Here is a 17,664-nt window from a genome sequence, read left to right on the forward strand (position 1 = left end):
CCAGTCTTAACGACCACGACCCGAAGTCCAGCAGGCGCGCCTCAACCCACCCACATTGTTCAGCGCCGTCCTAGGGTTTTAGGCATGGCACAGCAGCGAGAGGTGACGGGCCGTAGCTATCCGGCAGGTGTTCCCTGTTGGGTGGACACCCAGCAGCCCGACGTGGAGGCCGCCATGCAGTTCTACGGCGGAATTTTCGGGTGGGAGTTCGAGGACACCAACCCGCCCGGCAGCACTGGCAGGTACGTAATAGCCACGCTTGGCGGCCAGGAGGCAGCAGCGATCACGGGCCCCGGAACCGGCGCCGCCGTGTGGAACACGTACGTCTCCGTCGACGATGCGGCGGCTGCCACGAGCCACCTGGTCTCGGTCGGCGCAACACTGAAATCGGCTCCTGCCCGTGCGGGTTCAGGCGGCGTGCAGGCGGTGCTGGCGGACCCCGAAGGCGCCGAATTCCGTATCTGGCAGGCCCGCGAGCGACTCGGTGCCCAGGCGGTCAACCTTCCCGGCGGATGGAACTTCAGTGACCTGCACACACCAGACACCGAGGCAGCAGTCGCTTTCTACACGAAGGCCTTCGGCTGGCAGTTCGACAACCTCGGCTTCGGCACGATGATCCGCCGCCCCGGATACGGTGATCACCTCGAGGCCACTGTCGACCCCAACATCAGGGCTCGCCAGTCGGGCGACCTCGTTCCCAGCGGCTTCGAGGACGCTGTCGCCTGGCTTGCCTCCGCGGCGCCGGGTGAACGTCCGCAGTGGCACGTGACGTTTACTGTCGCCGACCGGGACGGTACGGCCGAGGATGCGGAACGCCTCGGCGCCGTCATCCTGGGACAGGATGATAACGAGTGGACGCGCACCGTCCTGATCCGGGATCCCGGCGGCGCCGTTTTCACCGCGAGCCAGTACACGCCGCCGGCGGGCTGAGCGGGCCCTGTTGAGTCGCGCCCGCGGGCGGGAGTGAGCCTTCGGAGATTCAGACCCCGGCGATGTGGCGCACCGCGTCCAGGTACGGCATGTTGATCGCGGAATCCGCAACGGCCCGGACCGCAGGCTTGGCGTTGAACGCCACTCCGATCCCGGCGGCCCCGAGCATGTCCAGGTCGTTGGCGCCATCGCCCACGGCAATCGTGTGTTCCATGGCGATGCCTTCAGCGGCCGCCCACTCGCGCAGGTACTTTTCCTTCGCCGCACGGTCGATGACGGCACCGAGCACCTTGCCGGTCAGGGCGCCGTCCACAATCTCAAGTTCGTTCGCCAGCCAGTAGTCCAGGCCCAGATCCTCCGCGATGGGTCGCAGGATCTGGTTGAACCCGCCGGACACCACGGCCACCACGTGGCCGGCGGCTTTGAACGCCGCAACCAGCTCAGCGGCACCTTCGCTCAGCTTCACTTCCGCCCGGACGGATTCGACGACGGCGGCGGGCAGCCCTGCGAGTACGGCCACCCGTGCGTGGAGGCTCTGCGCAAAGTCCAGCTCACCGCGCATGGCGGCCTCGGTGACAGCCGTCACCTCTTCCCGTTTGCCCGCATACGCCGCCAGGAGTTCAATAACTTCCTGCTGGATCAGCGTCGAATCAACGTCCATGATGAGCAGCTTCCGCGGAGCCGCACGCAAACCTGCGGGAACGATCGCCGTGTCCAGGCCGTCCTGCGCCGTCGCGGCCACCGCCGTGCGGAGGGCGGAAATACCCGCGTCCGTTCCATCAGCGATGGCGAGCTCGGCCGTGTGGACCTCAAACCGGCTGTCCCCGCCCGTTGATTCGGATTGGAATGTGGCGCCGCTGCCCGTCAGGGCGGAGCGCAGCGTGTCGAGCCCGGAGGCAGTCAGTTTTGGGCCATAGCTGACCGCAGTCACGTTCGGAGTCATGGCTGCAATCTTAGCCAGCGGGGGAGAGCCACCCGAATTGATTGCGCCAGGTTGTTGCGATCCCCGTGGGCCAGCAGGCGGGGCGTTGACCGTGACTGTGACGAGTGTCGCTGTCCAGGTACCAGTTATCAGTCCGCCCCTGTTTTGTCCTAGTGTCTATTCCTATGAGTGATGTTCTTGAATTGGCCGCCGTCAGCGTTGTCCGTGGGGCTAAAACGCTTCTGAACAAGGTGGACTGGCAGGTCAAGGAGGGCGAGCGCTGGGTCATCCTCGGACCCAACGGCGCGGGCAAGACCACGCTCCTGCAGATTGCTGCAGCCCGTCTTCACCCCACCAGCGGCATGGCCGGCATCCTCGAGGAAATCCTTGGCTCCGTGGACGTGTTTGAACTCCGTCCGCGCATCGGGCTGTCCTCCGCCGCCTTGGCCAACCAGATCCCCGAGGATGAGACCGTCCTGAACGTTGTGGTCACGGCCGCCTACGGCGTAACGGGCCGCTGGCGTGAAGGCTACGAGAGGGCCGACGAACGCCGCGCCTTCAGGCTGCTCAATGACTGGGGCATGGGGCCTCTGCTCAATCGTAAGTTCGCATCACTGTCCGAAGGGGAGCGCAAACGGGCCCAGATCGCCCGCGCCCTCATGACGGATCCCGAACTCCTCCTCCTGGACGAGCCGGGCGCCGGCCTGGACCTGGGTGGACGCGAGGACCTGGTGCACCGCCTCAGCGAGCTGGCCCGCGACGAATCGGCGCCGGCCATCGTCCTGGTCACCCACCACCTTGAAGAAGTCCCGCCGGGATTCACCCACGCCATGCTGCTCCGGGACGCAAACGTGGTTGCGGCCGGTCCCATTACCGAGGTGCTGACGGCTGAGAACCTGAGCCGGACGTTCGGACTTGAGCTTGACGTGAATGCCAGCGCGGGCAGGTACACCGCCGCCGCACGCCGCTAGCGCGGTCCTGTCCCGGTGGAGCTTCTCAGCAGCATCCTTGTGTTTTTTGCCGGCCTGTGGGCCGGCACCATCAACGCCGTTGTAGGTTCCGGCACCCTGGTCACATTTCCTGTCCTGATCGCCCTCGGCATCACGCCGGTAACAGCTTCCATCAGTAATGCCATGGGGCTGGTGGCAGGCAATGCCGCCGGCGCGTGGGGATATCGGAAGGAACTCAAAGGCCGGGGCCGGCAGTTGCTCAGGTTGCTTCCGGCCTCCCTGCTGGGGGGCATCAGCGGCGCGTGGCTGCTGCTGCACCTTCCGGAAAGGGTGTTCCACTACGCGGCTCCGGCCCTGATTGTCCTCGCCCTGCTGATGGTGGTCTTCCAGCCCCGGCTTCAGCAGTGGGTGCGGACCAGGGAGGAAAACCCCGAGCACGCCCTCAAAGACAAAAACCACGGCCTGCTGTTGATCGTGCTGGTGTATCTGGCCGGCGTCTACGGGGGCTACTTCGTGGCCGCCCAGGGCATCCTGCTGGTGGGCATCCTTGGCGTGTTCATGACCGGAACCATCCAGAACGCCAACGCCATGAAGAACATCCTGGTCCTGGGTGTCAACATCGTGGCGGCGGCCTCCTACCTGTTGTTCGCCTTCGGCCGCATCAACTGGGCAGTGGTGGCCCTTATCGCGGTCAGTTCCCTCATCGGCGGCGTCATCGGTTCCAAGGTGGGGCGCCGGCTTTCCCCGCCGGTCCTTCGCGGCGTGATCTTCGCCCTCGGCCTGGTGGCCCTGGGCTTTATGGTCGCCAACCTGCTGAAATAATCAGCCGGTGACAATCCACTATCTTGAATCCGCCGGGGACCCCCGCGTCTCCGACTACACGCAGCTGACGGATGTACACCTGCGGAAGCTCCGTGAACCGGCTGAAGGAATGTACATCGCCGAATCCTCCCGGGTCCTCCGCCGGGCGCTGGCGGCCGGCCACCGGCCAAGGTCATTTTTCCTGGCGGAGAAATGGCTGACTGACCTGGAGGACGTCCTCAGCGCCCACCCGGACGTACCCGCCTTCATCGGCAGCGCCGCGCTGCTGGAGGAGATCACAGGGTTCCACCTCCACCGCGGCGCCATGGCAGCCATGCAGCGGCCCGAACCGGTACCTCTCCACGAACTGCTGGCCGGCGCGCGCCGCGTCGCCGTCCTGGAGGACATCGTGGACCACACCAATGTGCGGTGTTCCAAAATGCGCGACGAATCTACGTCGCTGGAGAGTGCTCCACATCGGTCGAGAATCGCTGTCCTGGAGGACTTGACCGATCATACAAATGTCGGAGCCGTGTTTAGATCGGCAGCGGCGATCGGTGTCGATGCTGTGTTGGTGACGCCGCAATGTGCCGATCCGTTGTACCGTCGCTCGATCAGGGTCAGTATGGGCACCGTTTTCCAGGTTCCGTGGACGAGGATCGACCCGTGGCCGGCCAGTATCGAACAGCTGAAAGAGGCGGGCTACTTCGTGGCAGGCATGTCTCTGGGGGAGGGGACTATCACTCTTGATGAGCTCGTGGCCCAGGATCATCAAAACCTGGTGCTGGTATTCGGAACCGAAGGCGATGGGCTGAAGCCGGAGACCGATCAATTGCTCGACGCGCGCGTAACGATTCCGATGATGAACGGCGTGGATTCGCTGAATGTCGCTGCGTCGTCGGCTGTGGCGTTCTATGCGACTAGGTAACGAATGGCAGGAAGTCGAATGATTCGATTCGGGTCGGAACGTCTCGACGAGAGGACTCGTCACCCGGCTAGGCCCTCCGATATGACGAGCAGCGGGTTTGGCATCTTTCTCAGCGGCTCCTATGGCGTGGGGAAATCTTAGACACTTGCCCATCTAGCGAACTGCTTCGAGGCGGCCGCGCTTCCATTCAGCCTTTTCGATGTGGATTGGTTCCATCGTTCCTGGCCCCATGCCTCGAGCGACCCTCGAAATGTCTTGATGGAAGCCGAGAACATCCGTGCGGTATGGCGCAACTACTCCAAGCTCGGCCCGCGGACGCCGATCATTGCCGGTGTCATCAGCAACGAAGAGGACCAGGTTCGTTATGAAGATTGCTTTGGGCTACCTCTACGGATTGTGCACCTGACAGCCACGCCGGCGGTGGCTGAAGAACGATTACAGGGACGTTACACGGCGGGTCAAGAGGCTGCCTTGGCGTGGCATCTCAGCGACTGCCGTTGTCTTGCGCATGAGCTTAGCGAGTTTTCGCAATATGACCTCGTCATAGACACTGATTACAGCACCCCGGCTGCGATTGCCAAAGGGCACGAGTGACGCGGGTGTCACTGTCGTCGGGGCCGAGGATCCACAATGCCGTGGTTGCAGCCTCAATAAGAGCGCGGATTATGACGTACTCCGCAGTTAGGTGGAGCGTAATTCGCATAAACAGGAGGGTTGACTTGCTGGTCACAGGCGATGACTTACAGGTAGCCTCCAAAGATGAACTGCACTGCTCCGATCAGAGGACACAGGAGTCGCCGCGCCTTTTCGCGCTGCCCGGAACATCGAGATGGCGTATGGGTTTCGGCTTCAGCAAAAGGCGGACGAGGGGGAGTGGCCCGAGCCTCGCGAGCTACCCGTTTCCCCGGTGCCGGTAGCTCGAGTGTGTCTTCGATTGGCCAACAACGCCCCCGCAGGAGTCGGGTCGCCGAGACGGAGCGCGCGCTGATCAGCGCGGGCCTTGATGCCGCCACGTCTCACGACTTCACGGCAGCACTGACCGACGTCGCTACGGCTCTGGAAGAGGAGGCCTCGAAGCGTTTCAACGGCTCGCATTTCCTGTGCACTCTGTTGGCCGCCGCGGCCGATGCCGTTGACCCCGCGGTGATTGCGGCGGCGACGGGTGACGCGTTCGCTGACGCGCTGGTTGAAACCGGCGTACCCAAATGGGCGTCCTGGGTCATAGGATGGGGAGTGGCGAAAGCAGCCGAGAGCGCGCTCTCCTCGTTGCTGCCTGGAACGCAGCTGTGCCTCGGGCTGCGTGTCCTCTGTCTGCTGGTGTGTCGGTCGCCGTCGGGATGCCCGGCGCAATCTAGGCTCTCGGTTCCGTTGCTCAAAGCCGGCCTCGCGGGTTCGCCGTCTTAGGCCGCGCCTCTCAACATCGCGCGGCCATCGCATCGCGTCCTTCCGAATGCGCATCCAAGACGCCATCTATGTCCCTTTCCCCAACGCTGGCGACGCGGTAACTGTACCGGGTGGTGTTAGCGCGCGGCCGCAACCTCGCGGGAGTTGGTATCCCGCGCGGCTATTGCTGCCCCGGTGCGGCTCCGTGTCGTTGGTATTGACAGGACGCATCAGGCCAACAGGGTAAGTTCGTGCCATTGGCGTTCCGTGACGCCCTGCGCGTGCCCGCCACGACTGTCCAGACGGCAGGGCATCACGGAACGTCGCGTCAGTCGTCAGTAGGCAAGGAAGGAAAAATGATTCATGGGGGTTGCAGGAAAAGAACTGTCCGACATCGGGGGAGCTCCGGAGGGTAAGGGCACTCCGTTGGACTTCTGGCTGGGAGTGGAGGCCTTCTCCCCTCAGAACGTCCCGAAGCCGTCAAGGTCGCGGGGTGCAGATCCATACGTCGCGGACTATCCGCAGGGAGCCCGGCTTCCCTGGGAGGACCCTGGTTGGCGTCCGAGCAGCCCAGGGAAGATCTGGCGGCACACTGTGTTCCTGGGTGTCTACGACCTGGAGTCAGCGTGGGCTGTCCTGAGAGCAGAAACGGCGGAGGAGTACGCCGGCGGCACTGCAGGACAGAGTGCAGCCGTGATGGTCACGGTCGGGGAAGACGGGCTGCTGGACCTTGACAGCGCTGCCCTGTCCCAGTGCGTTTGGGCTGCCGGGCGCTTTCGTACACGGACGCGGTTGGACGATGTCATGGCAAGCTTCACCGCTGACGAGGCGAGGTGGAGCCAGCGCCTTGGCGACCTTGTCGTGGCCCGGGGGATCAAGGTCGGCGACGAGTCGCCGTCCGGGTTCCAGACCCGTCGTTTGGCCTACGCCGACCTGCAATCGATCCTTGCTCTGGCCCTGCAGGAAACCGGCGCTGGCGGGCTGCTGACCTACCGGGGCGGGGACCTGGCCGCCGTGAGGATTGAGAGCCGGGAGATCCGGACCCGACGCGACGGGGAGGAGCCCGAAGCGCACTTCTTCAACAGCGCTTTCTTCCCCGATCTCCTCTCGATTTCCCGGAAACCCGGACGCGGTGGGGCTGTGAGCCAGTATCTGGGCCCTCACACGGCAGGGCGCAGAATCGATGTCCGACAGGACCTCGTGGCAATGTACGATTCGGTCGCCCCGGACATGCTGCCGGACGGCCGCTGGCCGAGTGATGTCAAGCATCCGCTGGCCCTGTCGCAGCAGTTCGCTGTCAACCGGGCCTTGTCCGATCTGGAAGACTCAGAAGGGCTTTTCGCCGTCAACGGCCCGCCAGGTACCGGGAAGACGACCATGCTCCGGGACATGATCGCTGCCTTGGTGACCAAGCGCGCCACCGCACTTGCCTCGTTCGCTCGAGCGTCGGACGCATTCGTCGGAACCCGGCAGATGAGCACCAAATCCGGATATCGTCGCAGCGTGCACCGGCTGCATGAGAGCCTTTGCGGATTCGAGATGGTGATCGCGTCTTCCAATAACGGTGCGGTTGAGAATATCAGCCTGGAGATCCCGGAGTTGTCAAACGAAGTCATCGCCCCCGCTTTCGGCGACGCCGCCAGGTACTTCCCCGAGATCGCAACCCGCCTGCTGAACGACAACAACAGCGGCAGCAGCACTGACCAGGAGCCTGGAAAGCAGGCCTGGGGTCTGGTGTCGGCCAAGCTCGGCAACTCCTCCAACGTCGGTTCGTTCATCAGCGCGGCGTTCTTCGGAGACAAAGGGTGGCCCGAGGCCGAGGATGCCGTGCCGGGACTGTTCCAGTTGCTGGGCCAACCACCTGGCACCGATGTCCCTTCATGGCGGGAAGCGCGGCAATCCTTCCTGAAGGCAAAAGCGGACGTGGACCGGCTCAGGGCAGACCGGCAGCGTCTCCACAAGGCATTTCAAGACCTGCCACGCCTTCTCCTGGAGACCGGGGAGCTCGAACGCGTCCTTGAATCCGACACCGCGCGCCTGGGAGAACAAGAACAAATCGTGGCCGGACAGGAAACAGCTCTGGCCGGGCTGGTCCAGGCCGGGACGCAGCACCGCGCCGACTTGGCCGCCCATCTCGCGGCAAAACCCGGGGCGCTGGAACAGATCTTCACCTTCGGGCGGGTCATGGCAACCTGGAGGGAACGTCAGGTCAGTCTCGCCGAGCGGATGGAAGGTGCCCGGGCCGAAGCCGAAAGCCTGGGGGCGGTCATCCACCGGTCCCGGGAAACGGCGTCCTCTCTTCGCAACCGCCGGGACCATTCAGGTGCCCGCCTGCGGCACTGCAAGCAAGAGTGCTGGGCGCTGGAGTCCGCGCTGACTGCCTACACCCACGACAGGCCCTCATCGGACTGGTTCATGCCAGGAAGCGTCGAGCGGGAGAATGCCGCGCCCTGGTTGGACACCGTGTTCAACGAAGCCCGATCCCGACTGTTCCTCGCAGCCCTCTGGCTGCATCGGGCATTCGTGTTCGACCAGCGCGAGAAGATGCGCGAAAACCTCTCCGCAGTTTGCGATGTGCTGAAGAAGTCCATCGCGGCCGACGCGGAGCCCGGCACCGTGAGGGAGGCTTGGGAGTCCCTGTTCGTGGTCGTGCCGACTGTCACCACCACGTTCGCCTCCATGCCACGGCTCTTCGCCTCCCTCAAGGACGAGCAGCTTGGATGGTTGTTCATCGACGAGGCGGGCCAGGCAACTCCGCAGGCAGCTCTCTGCGGGATCTGGCGGGCGCGCCGTGCCGTGCTCGTCGGGGACCCGCTCCAGCTCACACCGGTGGTGACCCTCCCTGCCGAATTCCAGAACCGGCTCCTGGAGATCACAGGCGCTGACCCTCGATGGCTGCCGGAGGCGAATCCTGCCCAGGTCTTGGCCGACCGGACCTCCCGGTACGGCACGCACATCCAGCCTCCCGGACGGGACAAGGCCTGGGTCGGGGCCCCGCTGCGTGTCCACCGCCGGTGCGACAATCCGATGTTCGACGCCGTCAACAACGCGGTCTACGACGGCCTCATGGTCCATGGCGGAAAGACCTTGTCCAGAAGATTCCCGCAAGCCGGGGTCCGGCCGGAGTCCCCGGGATCATCGTGGCTCGACGTCGCCACCACGGAGTGGAACGGCCATGCCTCCTCGCAGGAACTCTCCCGTTTCGACGAGCTACTGGGTGCACTGGACGAGGCCGGACACGACATGTCTAAAATCCTGGCCATCGCCCCGTTCCGGCAAACTGCATACGAGATCGAACGCCTGGCAAAATGCCACCTGCCCGACCCGAAGGCCCAGTCCGGGACCGTCCACCGCGCCCAGGGCAAGGAAGCAGACATTGTGGTCCTTGTCCTTGGAGGCAGGACTACAGGGGCGAGGAACTGGGCCGTGGACACCCCGAACCTCTTCAACGTCGCCGTCAGCCGGGCGAAACACCGTCTTTACATCATCGGCGACCGCAGCCATTGGGCCGGGCTCCCGTACTTCAGCGCCATAGCCCCAAAGCTGGAAGTCCGCGGATCAGGGGTATCGCTCCGCGAGCTGTTTGCACCAGCATCATCGCCTGTCTCAGAAGCGCACTCCACAGGTCTGGCCCAGGACCCCGCGCTGCCTGAACCGGGAACGTGGCCACAAGACGGTACGGGGAAGGATGGCGAGCGGGCAGAGAAGCAGCTGCCGCAGATCTTCGACGACGACGGGACACCAGTCAGCCGCGCCGACTACTGGGGGCAAAGGGAACTCGGCGTGGAACTCGGAACAACCGCACCCCGCATAGGCGACCTCCTCAGGGCGGAAGGCCTGCTGCTTCCGGGGCCGGACAAGGAGCCCTCTCCCGAGGCGCTGCGCGAAGGCCTGGCTCTCTGGGTGACTGTGATGACCGCCGACGGTCCGCGACGATATGCGCGGTGGCATCGTGCAAGGACCGTAGGAATCCTGGGACCAGCAGTCGATCCGGAGCAGCCCGCGGACCTGTAACCCCTTCCCCATGCTTCGCCGCTCTTGCTGCCGTGCGCCGCTAAGTTGGGCGTCCCCGAGGATTCCTTCCGAATCGTCTCCCTCAGACCCTGACACGCTTAGGGATCTGGACATGATGGCACACCAAGCAGCCGCGGTTGTCCTCGTCCCGGGACACACGGATTTCGCGGCAGTCCAGCTCGTAGAAGCACTCATGGTGCACGGAGCGTGCCTACGAGGAGGTCGCATGCGTCCAGCCCTGAGTTCGTGAGCTCGACGGGGTGCCCGAACGGGCTACCACATGACTCAGGTTGAAAGTTATTGCCGAGATGCTCCTCTCGATCCATCGGAATTGGGTGCAGCTGTTCCATGCTCCTTGGGCGCGGCTGGAGTCCTGGCCGCACGACCTCTCGGTTCTCAAACAGAATGGCTTCACGGTGGCCGCGCTGGAACTGACGGAGGACGCCGTCGACGTCGACCACCTCGCCGCCCGCAATCCGGAGCGGCTGGCCCTGGTGCTTGGCACCGAAGGTGCCGGCATGAGCGCGGAGACGCTGGCCGCCGTCGACCTCGCCGTCAAGATCCCCATGCGCCGCGGCGTGGACTCCCTCAACGTGGCGGCGGCGTCCGCGGTGGCGTTCTGGGAACTCCGGCCGCGCGGTTCGCAGGGTCCGCGTTGATCCGCTATTATTAACAGCTGGCTGTACTGCGTTTTCTGCCGCGGCAGCGAACCAAGCACCAGCCATCCCATTCATACCTGGCAGCTGGCAAAATCCAGTTGTGCGAACAAAGGCCCCATTATGAAGTCTGATATCCACCCGAAGTACGAAGCTGTTGTTTTCAACGACCTGGCTTCCGGCGTCAGTTTCCTGACCAAGTCCACCGTGTCTTCCAAGAAGACCATCGAGTGGGAAGACGGAAACACCTACCCGGTCATCGACGTCGAAATCTCCTCCGAGTCCCACCCGTTCTACACGGGCAAGCAGCGCATCATGGACTCTGCAGGCCGCGTCGAGCGCTTCAACGCTCGCTTCAAGGGCTTCGGCGGCAAGAAGTAATTCACCCCCCAAGGTTCTTTGGAAAGCCCGCACCGGCAACGGTGCGGGCTTTTTGCGTCCGGGGTTGTGTCGTTTCGGGGAGCCCTGCTCGTGGGGCAGGATGGATGGCATGACTGCCGCACCATTTGCCGCCGAAGACCGCCCCCGCAGCCACCACGGTGAGTACAAAGTCCCGGGCGGCAAACTTGTGGTGGTGGACTTCGACGTCGTCGACGGTGTCCTCGCCGACGTCTCCCTCAGCGGCGACTTCTTCCTCGAACCCGATGAGGCGCTGCCGGCCATCAACCGGGCGCTCACCGGCTTCCCGGAAACCACGACGGCGGCGGAGCTTTCCGCGGCCGTCACCGGTTCGCTGCCGCCCGGCGCTGTCCTGTTCGGCTTTTCTGCCGACGCCGTGGCCGTCACCGTCCGCCGCGCGTTGGCAAAGGCAACGTCCTGGACTGATCACCACTGGAACATCATCGCTCCCACCGTGCTGCCCACGCACATCAACGTCGCCCTGGACGAAGTGCTCGCCGAGGAAGTGGGCGCAGGCCGGCGCAACCCCACCCTGCGGTTCTGGGACTGGGAGGAGCCGTCCGTGGTGATCGGCAGCTTCCAGTCCTTCCGGAACGAGCTGGATCCCGACGGCGTGGCCCGGCACGGCATCACCGTGGTCCGCCGGATCAGCGGCGGCGGAGCCATGTTCATGGAGGCCGGCAACTGCATCACGTACTCCCTGTACCTGCCGCAGACGCTCGTGGACGGAATCAGTTTCGCGGACTCCTACGCGTTCCTCGACGCCTGGGTGCTGGCCGCACTCGAGAAAATCGGGGTAACGGCGTTTTACGTGCCCCTGAACGACATCGCCACCGACCAGGGAAAGATCGGCGGTGCTGCCCAGAAGCGCCTGGCCAACGGCGGCATGCTGCACCACGTCACCATGAGCTACGACATCGACGCCGACAAGATGGTGGACGTGCTGCGCATCGGCAAGGAGAAACTCTCGGACAAGGGAACGCGCAGCGCCAAGAAGCGCGTTGACCCGCTGCGCCGGCAGACCGGGCTGGCCCGCACGGAGATCATCGCGGCCATGATGGACGTGTTCAGCGAGCGGTATGCGGCCTCCCCGTCCGAACTCACGGACGCCGAACTCAGCGCCGCCCGCGAACGGGTGGCCACCAAGTTCGGCACGGAGGAGTGGCTGCACCGCGTCCCCTAGATCGACTGCTCCGTAGGGGCCCTTATGAGCGCTCTAAAGGGCGGTTACGGAGCAATCGATGGGTTTAAGACGTGGCCTGGGCGGTGAGCGCCCGGAGCAGGTGGCTTCGCTGCTCCACAATGATCCTGCGCAGCGCCCGGGGCGCGTCAGTGTTGGCCGTCAGCCAGGCATCCGTGCGGAGCACCACCGGGTGTTCGGCAGGCAGGGTCCCCGTCGGCAGATCCTGCGCCAGGGGGTACAGTCCCCGGACGATCCGGCTCGCGATTTCAATGCTCCGGTTGTCCCAGACACCGCGGAGGCACTCGAAGTACGGCTCCACATAAGGTTCCAGGAGGGCCGCGGGAGCGGTAGTAAATCCAAGGATCGTGGCGCTGAGGAGTTGGTTGGACAGCTCTGTTCCCTCCACTGCGTCCTGCCAGGCGGCGGCCTTCACCTCAGGATCCGGACGGGCGGCGAGTGCGGTCGCGTGGCCGGCCCGGCCCGAGGCAGTAGTGTCTCGTTCGAGTTCTGCGTCGAGCTCTCCGGGGGTGGCCTGCCCGTTGGCCGCCAGGGCGTGCCAGAGACTCCAGCGCAGCTCGGCGTCCACGGCCAGGCCGTCCACCACCACCGTGCCGTCCAGGAGGCCCCTGAGCCGGGGGAGGAGGGCGGCGTCGTGACGGCTGACGGCAGCGAGCGTCCGCGCCCACGCCAGCTGGTGGTCCGAGCCCGGCGCTGCCTTGTCCAGCTGGGCGTCGGCCGCCGCCAGGAAAGTGCCGCGTACCGCGTCGCGTCGGTCCAGTGGTGTATAGCGTTCGACGGCGGTGGAAGCGTTCTCGAGGACGTTCAGCAGCACGCCGACCCCCGTTTCGGACGGCCCGAACGACGTCACGGCCTCCACATAGCGGGAAGCCGGGCTTTCCCCGTCGCGGGCGGAGTTCCACAGCGCGGTCCAGCAGAGGGCGCGGGCCATGGGATCGGCGATCCGGTCCAGCGATGCCAAAACTGTCGCCTCGGACACCGCATCCAGCCGTACTTTGGCGTAGGTGAGGTCGTCGTCGTTCACCAGCAGGAGGGCGGGCTGTGGCTGGCCGGTGAGTTCGGGAACGAAGGTCCGTTCCCCGACAACGTCCGTTTCGACGCTCCCGGTACGGACCAGGGCGCCGTCGGCATCGAAGTTGTACGAGCCCACGCGCAGCCGGTGCGGCCGCAGTTCCTCCCGTCCGGTGACGGGGTCCATAGCTGCCTGGACGATCCTTACGGCGCCGAAGACGCCGTCGTGCGTGTCCGTCTCCACCGACAGCGTGGAGATGCCCGAGGTCTGCAGCCACGCGGCAGCCCAGCCGGCCAGGTCGCGGCCGGAAGCAGCGCTGAGGGCCTTCAGGAGGTCCGCCAAGGTGGTGTTTCCGTAGGCGTGGTCGCGGAAGTACTGCCGTGAGCCGGCGATGAACGCGTCAAAGCCCACGTACGCCACCAGCTGCTTGAGTACGGACGCACCCTTGGCGTAGGTGATGCCGTCAAAGTTCTGCTTGGCCGCCTCAAGGTCCGGGATGTCGGCAACGATCGGGTGGGTTGTGGGCAGCTGGTCCTGGACGTAGGCCCACGCCTTGCGCTTGTTGGCGAAATTCACCCAGGCTGTCTCCCAGTCGGTGGCGCGGTCCACGCCGAGGGTGCCCATGTAGTCCGCAAAGGACTCCTTCAGCCACAGGTCGTCCCACCACAGCATCGTGACCAGGTCGCCGAACCACATGTGCGCCATCTCGTGCATCAGCGTGTTCGCGCGGGCCTGGTACTGCGCGTCGGTGGCGCGGGAGGTGAACACGTAGCTTTCGGTGAATGTGACCAGCCCCGGGTTTTCCATCGCGCCCAAGTTGTATTCGGGCACGAAGGCCTGGTCGTATTTTCCCCAGGGGTAGGGAAAATCGAAAAGCCGGTTGAAGAAATCCAGCCCGTTTTTGGTCAGGCGGAACAGCTCCGCGGCATCGAACGATTCCGCCATGGACGCCCGGCAGTACAGGGCCAGCGGCACCTCTAGCGTCGTGCCGTCGTCGAGCGTGGCGCTCCAGTGGTCCTGGGCTTTGAAGTACGGCCCGGCGAGCACTGTGGTGATGTACGTGGACATGGGGCGGGTGGCGGCGAAGTCCCAGCGGCTGGTGGCCGGATCGCTGGTCAGCTGCGTGCGGGCCGCCTCAGCGCCGTTGGAGGCGACCTCCCAGCCGGACGGTGCCATCACATGGAACGTGTACTCGGCCTTCAGGTCAGGCTGTTCAAAGTTAGCGAAAACGCGCCGGGCGTCGGCGGGTTCGTACTGCGTATACAGGTAGCACTGGCCGTCGGCCGGATCCACAAAGCGGTGCATGCCCTCACCGGAACGGCTGTACAGGGCGGTGCCGGTGACGGTGACCTGGTTCTCTGCCTGCAGGTTGTCCAGGCGGATCCGGGAACCGTCCACAACGTCGGCCACGGGCAGTCCCTTGCCGTTGAGGAACACACTGTGGACCTCACCGGCGATGAAATCCAGAAACGTAGACTGGCCCGGTTCAGTGGCGGAGAAGTTGATAACGCTGCGGCTGGCGTAGCTCGCCACGTCCGGGTCCGCTGCCTGCCGCACATCCAGGGAGACGTCATAGCTGTGGGTGGTGATCAGGGCTGACCGTTGAGCGGCTTCATTGCGCTGCAGATTCTCATGTGACACTCAGCTATCTAATCACGGGATCCGCGCGTGCAGGTCACCATCCGGCCGTACCGCCCACGCATGCCTAGGCGGTCATCAGCAGCGCCGCTGCCAGTCCCAGCAGCGCGATCAGCAGCCAGGCCGCCAGCGCCGCGAACAGTGCCCTCGCTCCGGTGTGCAGGAGCGTGCGGATCCGCACGGCCGAGCCGAGCCCGAACAACGCCGCCCCCAGGAGAATGTCCTGCAGCCCCGCACCGGCGTCGAGCCAACCGTCGGAGAGCCAGCCCGTGGACCGGAGCGCCACCATGGCCACAAACCCCACCACGAACAGGGGCACCAGCGGCGGCAGTGCGTGTTGTCCTGACGTGCTTATGCGGTGGTGCACGCCCGCCACGGCCACCACCGGTGCCAGGAGCAGCACACGGGTGAGCTTGACGACGACGGCGATGCCCAGTGCCGCCGTGCCGGCAGTTTGCGCCGTGGCCACCACCTGGCCGACGTCGTGCACCGACGCGCCTGTCCAGGCGCCGAAAGCGAGGGGGCTCAGCTGCAGGGGATGCATCAGCAGCGGCAGGATGCCGATCGCCAGCGTGCCGCACAGTGTCACCAGGGCCACCGGCAGGACGGTGTCCGCATGCCGGATCCGGCGCACGGCCGCCATCGCACCGATGGCCGACGCCCCGCAGATCGAAAAGCCGGTTGCCACCAGCAATGCGGTCTCACGCGGCAGCCGGAACAGCCGCACCAGCAGGTAGGTGCCGCCGAAACTCAGCAGCACCACGCCAGCGATCAGGACCATGGCCAGCCAGCCGAGGCCCAGGATGTCCATGATGCTCACTTTGAGGCCCAGCAGGACGATGCCGGCCCGCATCAGGTGCTTGCCCGCGAAGTCCAGGCCGGGCCTTGCCCGTCCTGCGATCCACACGGCCGTACCGGGCAGGTTCGCGGCGAGCAGGCCCAGCGCCACCGCGATGGTCATGGCCGGCAGGGCCGGCACCGCGGCGTGGACAGCGAAGGCAACGGCCAGCGCGGGGGTGGCCGTCAGCAGGCCGGGCAGGAGCCGGCGGGAACGCATCGTCACGTCGCGAACGCGGGCCCTCAGACCGCTGCGGCGGACGCTGTCCCCGCCGTCTTCGAAGCTCTCGCGATTACTTGTCTCTGGCACCCACTAACCTTGCCGGATAAGACACGGATCCAACGAACCGGCGCTGCCCCCGGCAACACGCCACAATGGATGGCAGTAATGATTTCGAAACAAAAAGATGGTTGGCTAAAGGACATGTCAGACCTATTCCAGGATTACTCCGAGGCTGCCGGGCGCACCGGCGCCTACGACGAGATGTTCGCCCCCGGCCAGGAGGCCCGCGACTCGTACGCGGAGGTGGCGGATGCGCTCCGCAAGCTCTCCCTCGCCGACGTCAGTGCCCGGGCCGACTCCATGGCAAGGACGTTCCTGGACCGCGGCGTGACCTTTGACTTCGCGGGGGAGGAGCGGCCGTTTCCGCTCGACATCGTCCCCCGCGTTATCCCCGCTGATGAGTGGACCGTGCTGGAAAAGGGTGTGGCGCAGCGCGTCCGCGCCCTGGAAGCCTTCCTCAACGATGTCTACGACAAAATGAACGTCGTGGCCGACGGCGTCATCCCGCGCCAGCTCGTCACCACCAGCGCCCACTTCCACCGCCAGGTGCACGGCTTCGAACCCGCCGGCGGAGTCCGCGTCCACATCTCCGGTATCGATGTGGTGCGCGATGCAGCGGGCACTTTCCGTGTCCTGGAAGACAATGTGCGGGTGCCGTCCGGCGTCAGCTACGTCCTGGAAAACCGGCGGGCCATGGCCAAGGGCCTGCCCGAAGCATTTGGCCAGCAGCTCATCCGGCCCGTGGAAGAGTACCCCCGCCGGCTGCTGTCCGCCCTGCGCAAAACGGCGCCCGCCGGCGTCGACGATCCCACGGTAGTGGTGCTGACCCCCGGCGTCTTCAATAGCGCCTACTTTGAGCACACCCTGCTGGCCGGCCTGATGGGCGTGGAACTTGTGGAAGGCCGCGACCTCATCTGCCGCGGCAACCGTGTCTACATGCGCACTACCGCCGGTGAGCAGCGCGTGGACGTGATCTACAAACGCATCGACGACGAGTTCCTGGACCCGCTGCAGTTCCGTTCCGATTCCATGCTCGGCTGCCCCGGGCTGGTCAACGCGGCCAGGGCCGGCGGCGTGACCATCGCGAACGCCGTGGGCAACGGCGTGGCCGACGACAAACTTGTCTACAGTTACGTTCCTGACCTCATCCGCTACTACCTCAGCGAGGAACCCGTCATCGCGAACGTAGACACGTTCCGGCTGGAGGAGAAGGAAGCCCGGGCGTATGTCCTGGACAACCTGGCTGAGCTCGTGGTGAAGCCCGTGGACGGTTCCGGCGGCAAGGGCCTGGTCATCGGGCCGGACGCCTCCAACGATGAACTCGAGGCCCTGCGCAAGCGGGTCGTCGCTGACCCGCGCGGCTGGATCGCCCAGCCGGTCCTGCAGCTTTCCACGGTGCCCACCCTCGGCGGGGACAAATTCGGCCCGCGGCACGTGGACCTGCGCCCCTTTGCTGTCAACGACGGCGACGACGTGTGGGTACTCCCCGGCGGGCTCACCCGGGTGGCGCTCAAGGAAGGTTCCCTCATTGTGAACTCCAGCCAGGGCGGCGGCTCGAAGGACACGTGGGTGCTGGCAGATTCACCGCAGGTGCCGGTGGAAACCGCTCCGCGGCCTACTATTTCCATCCGCGAGCGGGTGTCCGTCTGGCCAGTGGAGAGCAACTGGCGCGACCGCCAGTCGGAGCAGCAGCAGTGAGCCGGGCCATCG

At 65.2% G+C, this 17,664-nt stretch carries 13 protein-coding genes and 1 pseudogene; 11 read left to right on the forward strand and 3 right to left on the reverse strand.

Annotation, left to right across the window (positions count from 1 at the left end):
• The first annotated feature begins 84 nt into the window (after positions 1 to 84).
• A complete protein-coding gene (locus AC3IT0_RS11025) occupies positions 85 to 930 on the forward strand; it encodes a VOC family protein (RefSeq protein ID WP_489319854.1) in 846 nt (281 codons plus the stop codon).
• Between the two features lie 49 nt (positions 931 to 979).
• Here the strand turns inward: AC3IT0_RS11025 and serB are convergent, their stop codons facing one another.
• The gene (gene serB, locus AC3IT0_RS11030; protein WP_489319855.1) at positions 980 to 1,873 is read right to left on the reverse strand and encodes a phosphoserine phosphatase SerB; all 894 of its coding nucleotides are present in this window, start codon (positions 1,871 to 1,873) and stop codon (positions 980 to 982) included.
• 164 nt (positions 1,874 to 2,037) lie between these two features.
• Here serB and AC3IT0_RS11035 point away from each other — a divergent pair, with 164 nt between their 5' ends.
• The 9 genes and pseudogenes from AC3IT0_RS11035 (at position 2,038) to lplAB (ending at position 12,166) form a co-directional block, all read left to right on the forward strand.
• Positions 2,038 to 2,823: an ABC transporter ATP-binding protein gene (locus AC3IT0_RS11035; RefSeq protein ID WP_489319856.1), complete on the forward strand. Its 786-nt coding sequence runs from the start codon at positions 2,038 to 2,040 to the stop codon at positions 2,821 to 2,823.
• A 15-nt stretch (positions 2,824 to 2,838) separates the two neighbouring features.
• Complete coding sequence (locus tag AC3IT0_RS11040; protein WP_489319857.1) at positions 2,839 to 3,624, forward strand: sulfite exporter TauE/SafE family protein; 786 nt, start codon at positions 2,839 to 2,841, stop codon at positions 3,622 to 3,624.
• Positions 3,625 to 3,631: 7 nt separating this feature from the next.
• The gene (locus AC3IT0_RS11045) at positions 3,632 to 4,531 is read left to right on the forward strand and encodes a TrmH family RNA methyltransferase (RefSeq protein ID WP_489319858.1); all 900 of its coding nucleotides are present in this window, start codon (positions 3,632 to 3,634) and stop codon (positions 4,529 to 4,531) included.
• Positions 4,532 to 4,789: 258 nt separating this feature from the next.
• Complete coding sequence (locus AC3IT0_RS11050) at positions 4,790 to 5,125, forward strand: hypothetical protein (protein ID WP_489319859.1); 336 nt, start codon at positions 4,790 to 4,792, stop codon at positions 5,123 to 5,125.
• Positions 5,126 to 5,455: 330 nt separating this feature from the next.
• Positions 5,456 to 5,935, forward strand: a complete 480-nt coding sequence (locus AC3IT0_RS11055; protein ID WP_489319860.1) for a hypothetical protein — start codon at positions 5,456 to 5,458, stop codon at positions 5,933 to 5,935.
• A gap of 342 nt (positions 5,936 to 6,277) precedes the next feature.
• The gene (locus AC3IT0_RS11060; RefSeq protein WP_489319861.1) at positions 6,278 to 9,928 is read left to right on the forward strand and encodes a DEAD/DEAH box helicase; all 3,651 of its coding nucleotides are present in this window, start codon (positions 6,278 to 6,280) and stop codon (positions 9,926 to 9,928) included.
• Between the two features lie 341 nt (positions 9,929 to 10,269).
• A pseudogene (locus AC3IT0_RS11065) lies at positions 10,270 to 10,587 on the forward strand (TrmH family RNA methyltransferase); the annotation flags it as partial.
• A gap of 120 nt (positions 10,588 to 10,707) precedes the next feature.
• On the forward strand, positions 10,708 to 10,965 hold the full coding sequence (locus AC3IT0_RS11070; protein WP_489319862.1) for a type B 50S ribosomal protein L31: 258 nt from the start codon (positions 10,708 to 10,710) through the stop codon (positions 10,963 to 10,965).
• Positions 10,966 to 11,074: 109 nt separating this feature from the next.
• A complete protein-coding gene (gene lplAB, locus AC3IT0_RS11075) occupies positions 11,075 to 12,166 on the forward strand; it encodes a lipoate-protein ligase LplAB (RefSeq protein ID WP_489319863.1) in 1,092 nt (363 codons plus the stop codon).
• A 64-nt stretch (positions 12,167 to 12,230) separates the two neighbouring features.
• On the opposite strand, the gene pepN is transcribed toward lplAB, so the two are convergent.
• Together pepN and AC3IT0_RS11085 are read right to left on the reverse strand one after the other, a co-directional pair.
• Entirely contained in the window at positions 12,231 to 14,837 is a 2,607-nt protein-coding gene (pepN, locus tag AC3IT0_RS11080) for an aminopeptidase N (protein ID WP_489319864.1), read from the reverse strand.
• A 64-nt stretch (positions 14,838 to 14,901) separates the two neighbouring features.
• Positions 14,902 to 15,891: a YeiH family protein gene (locus AC3IT0_RS11085; RefSeq protein WP_489323774.1), complete on the reverse strand. Its 990-nt coding sequence runs from the start codon at positions 15,889 to 15,891 to the stop codon at positions 14,902 to 14,904.
• Between the two features lie 204 nt (positions 15,892 to 16,095).
• On the opposite strand from AC3IT0_RS11085, the gene AC3IT0_RS11090 reads away from it, so the two are divergent.
• The gene (locus AC3IT0_RS11090; RefSeq protein ID WP_489319865.1) at positions 16,096 to 17,652 is read left to right on the forward strand and encodes a circularly permuted type 2 ATP-grasp protein; all 1,557 of its coding nucleotides are present in this window, start codon (positions 16,096 to 16,098) and stop codon (positions 17,650 to 17,652) included.
• The last annotated feature ends 12 nt before the right edge of the window (positions 17,653 to 17,664 follow it).

The organism is Pseudarthrobacter sp. KH_020_B (genome assembly GCF_057840185.1).

Coding starts and splice junctions, on each gene's coding strand:
- AC3IT0_RS11025 (WP_489319854.1), top strand. CDS start 85: ATGGCACAGCAGCGAGAGGTGACGGGCCGTAGCTATCCGGCAGGTGTT.
- serB (WP_489319855.1), bottom strand. CDS start 1,873: ATGACTCCGAACGTGACTGCGGTCAGCTATGGCCCAAAACTGACTGCC.
- AC3IT0_RS11035 (WP_489319856.1), top strand. CDS start 2,038: ATGAGTGATGTTCTTGAATTGGCCGCCGTCAGCGTTGTCCGTGGGGCT.
- AC3IT0_RS11050 (WP_489319859.1), top strand. CDS start 4,790: ATGGAAGCCGAGAACATCCGTGCGGTATGGCGCAACTACTCCAAGCTC.
- AC3IT0_RS11060 (WP_489319861.1), top strand. CDS start 6,278: ATGGGGGTTGCAGGAAAAGAACTGTCCGACATCGGGGGAGCTCCGGAG.
- AC3IT0_RS11070 (WP_489319862.1), top strand. CDS start 10,708: ATGAAGTCTGATATCCACCCGAAGTACGAAGCTGTTGTTTTCAACGAC.
- lplAB (WP_489319863.1), top strand. CDS start 11,075: ATGACTGCCGCACCATTTGCCGCCGAAGACCGCCCCCGCAGCCACCAC.
- AC3IT0_RS11085 (WP_489323774.1), bottom strand. CDS start 15,891: ATGCGTTCCCGCCGGCTCCTGCCCGGCCTGCTGACGGCCACCCCCGCG.
- AC3IT0_RS11090 (WP_489319865.1), top strand. CDS start 16,096: ATGTCAGACCTATTCCAGGATTACTCCGAGGCTGCCGGGCGCACCGGC.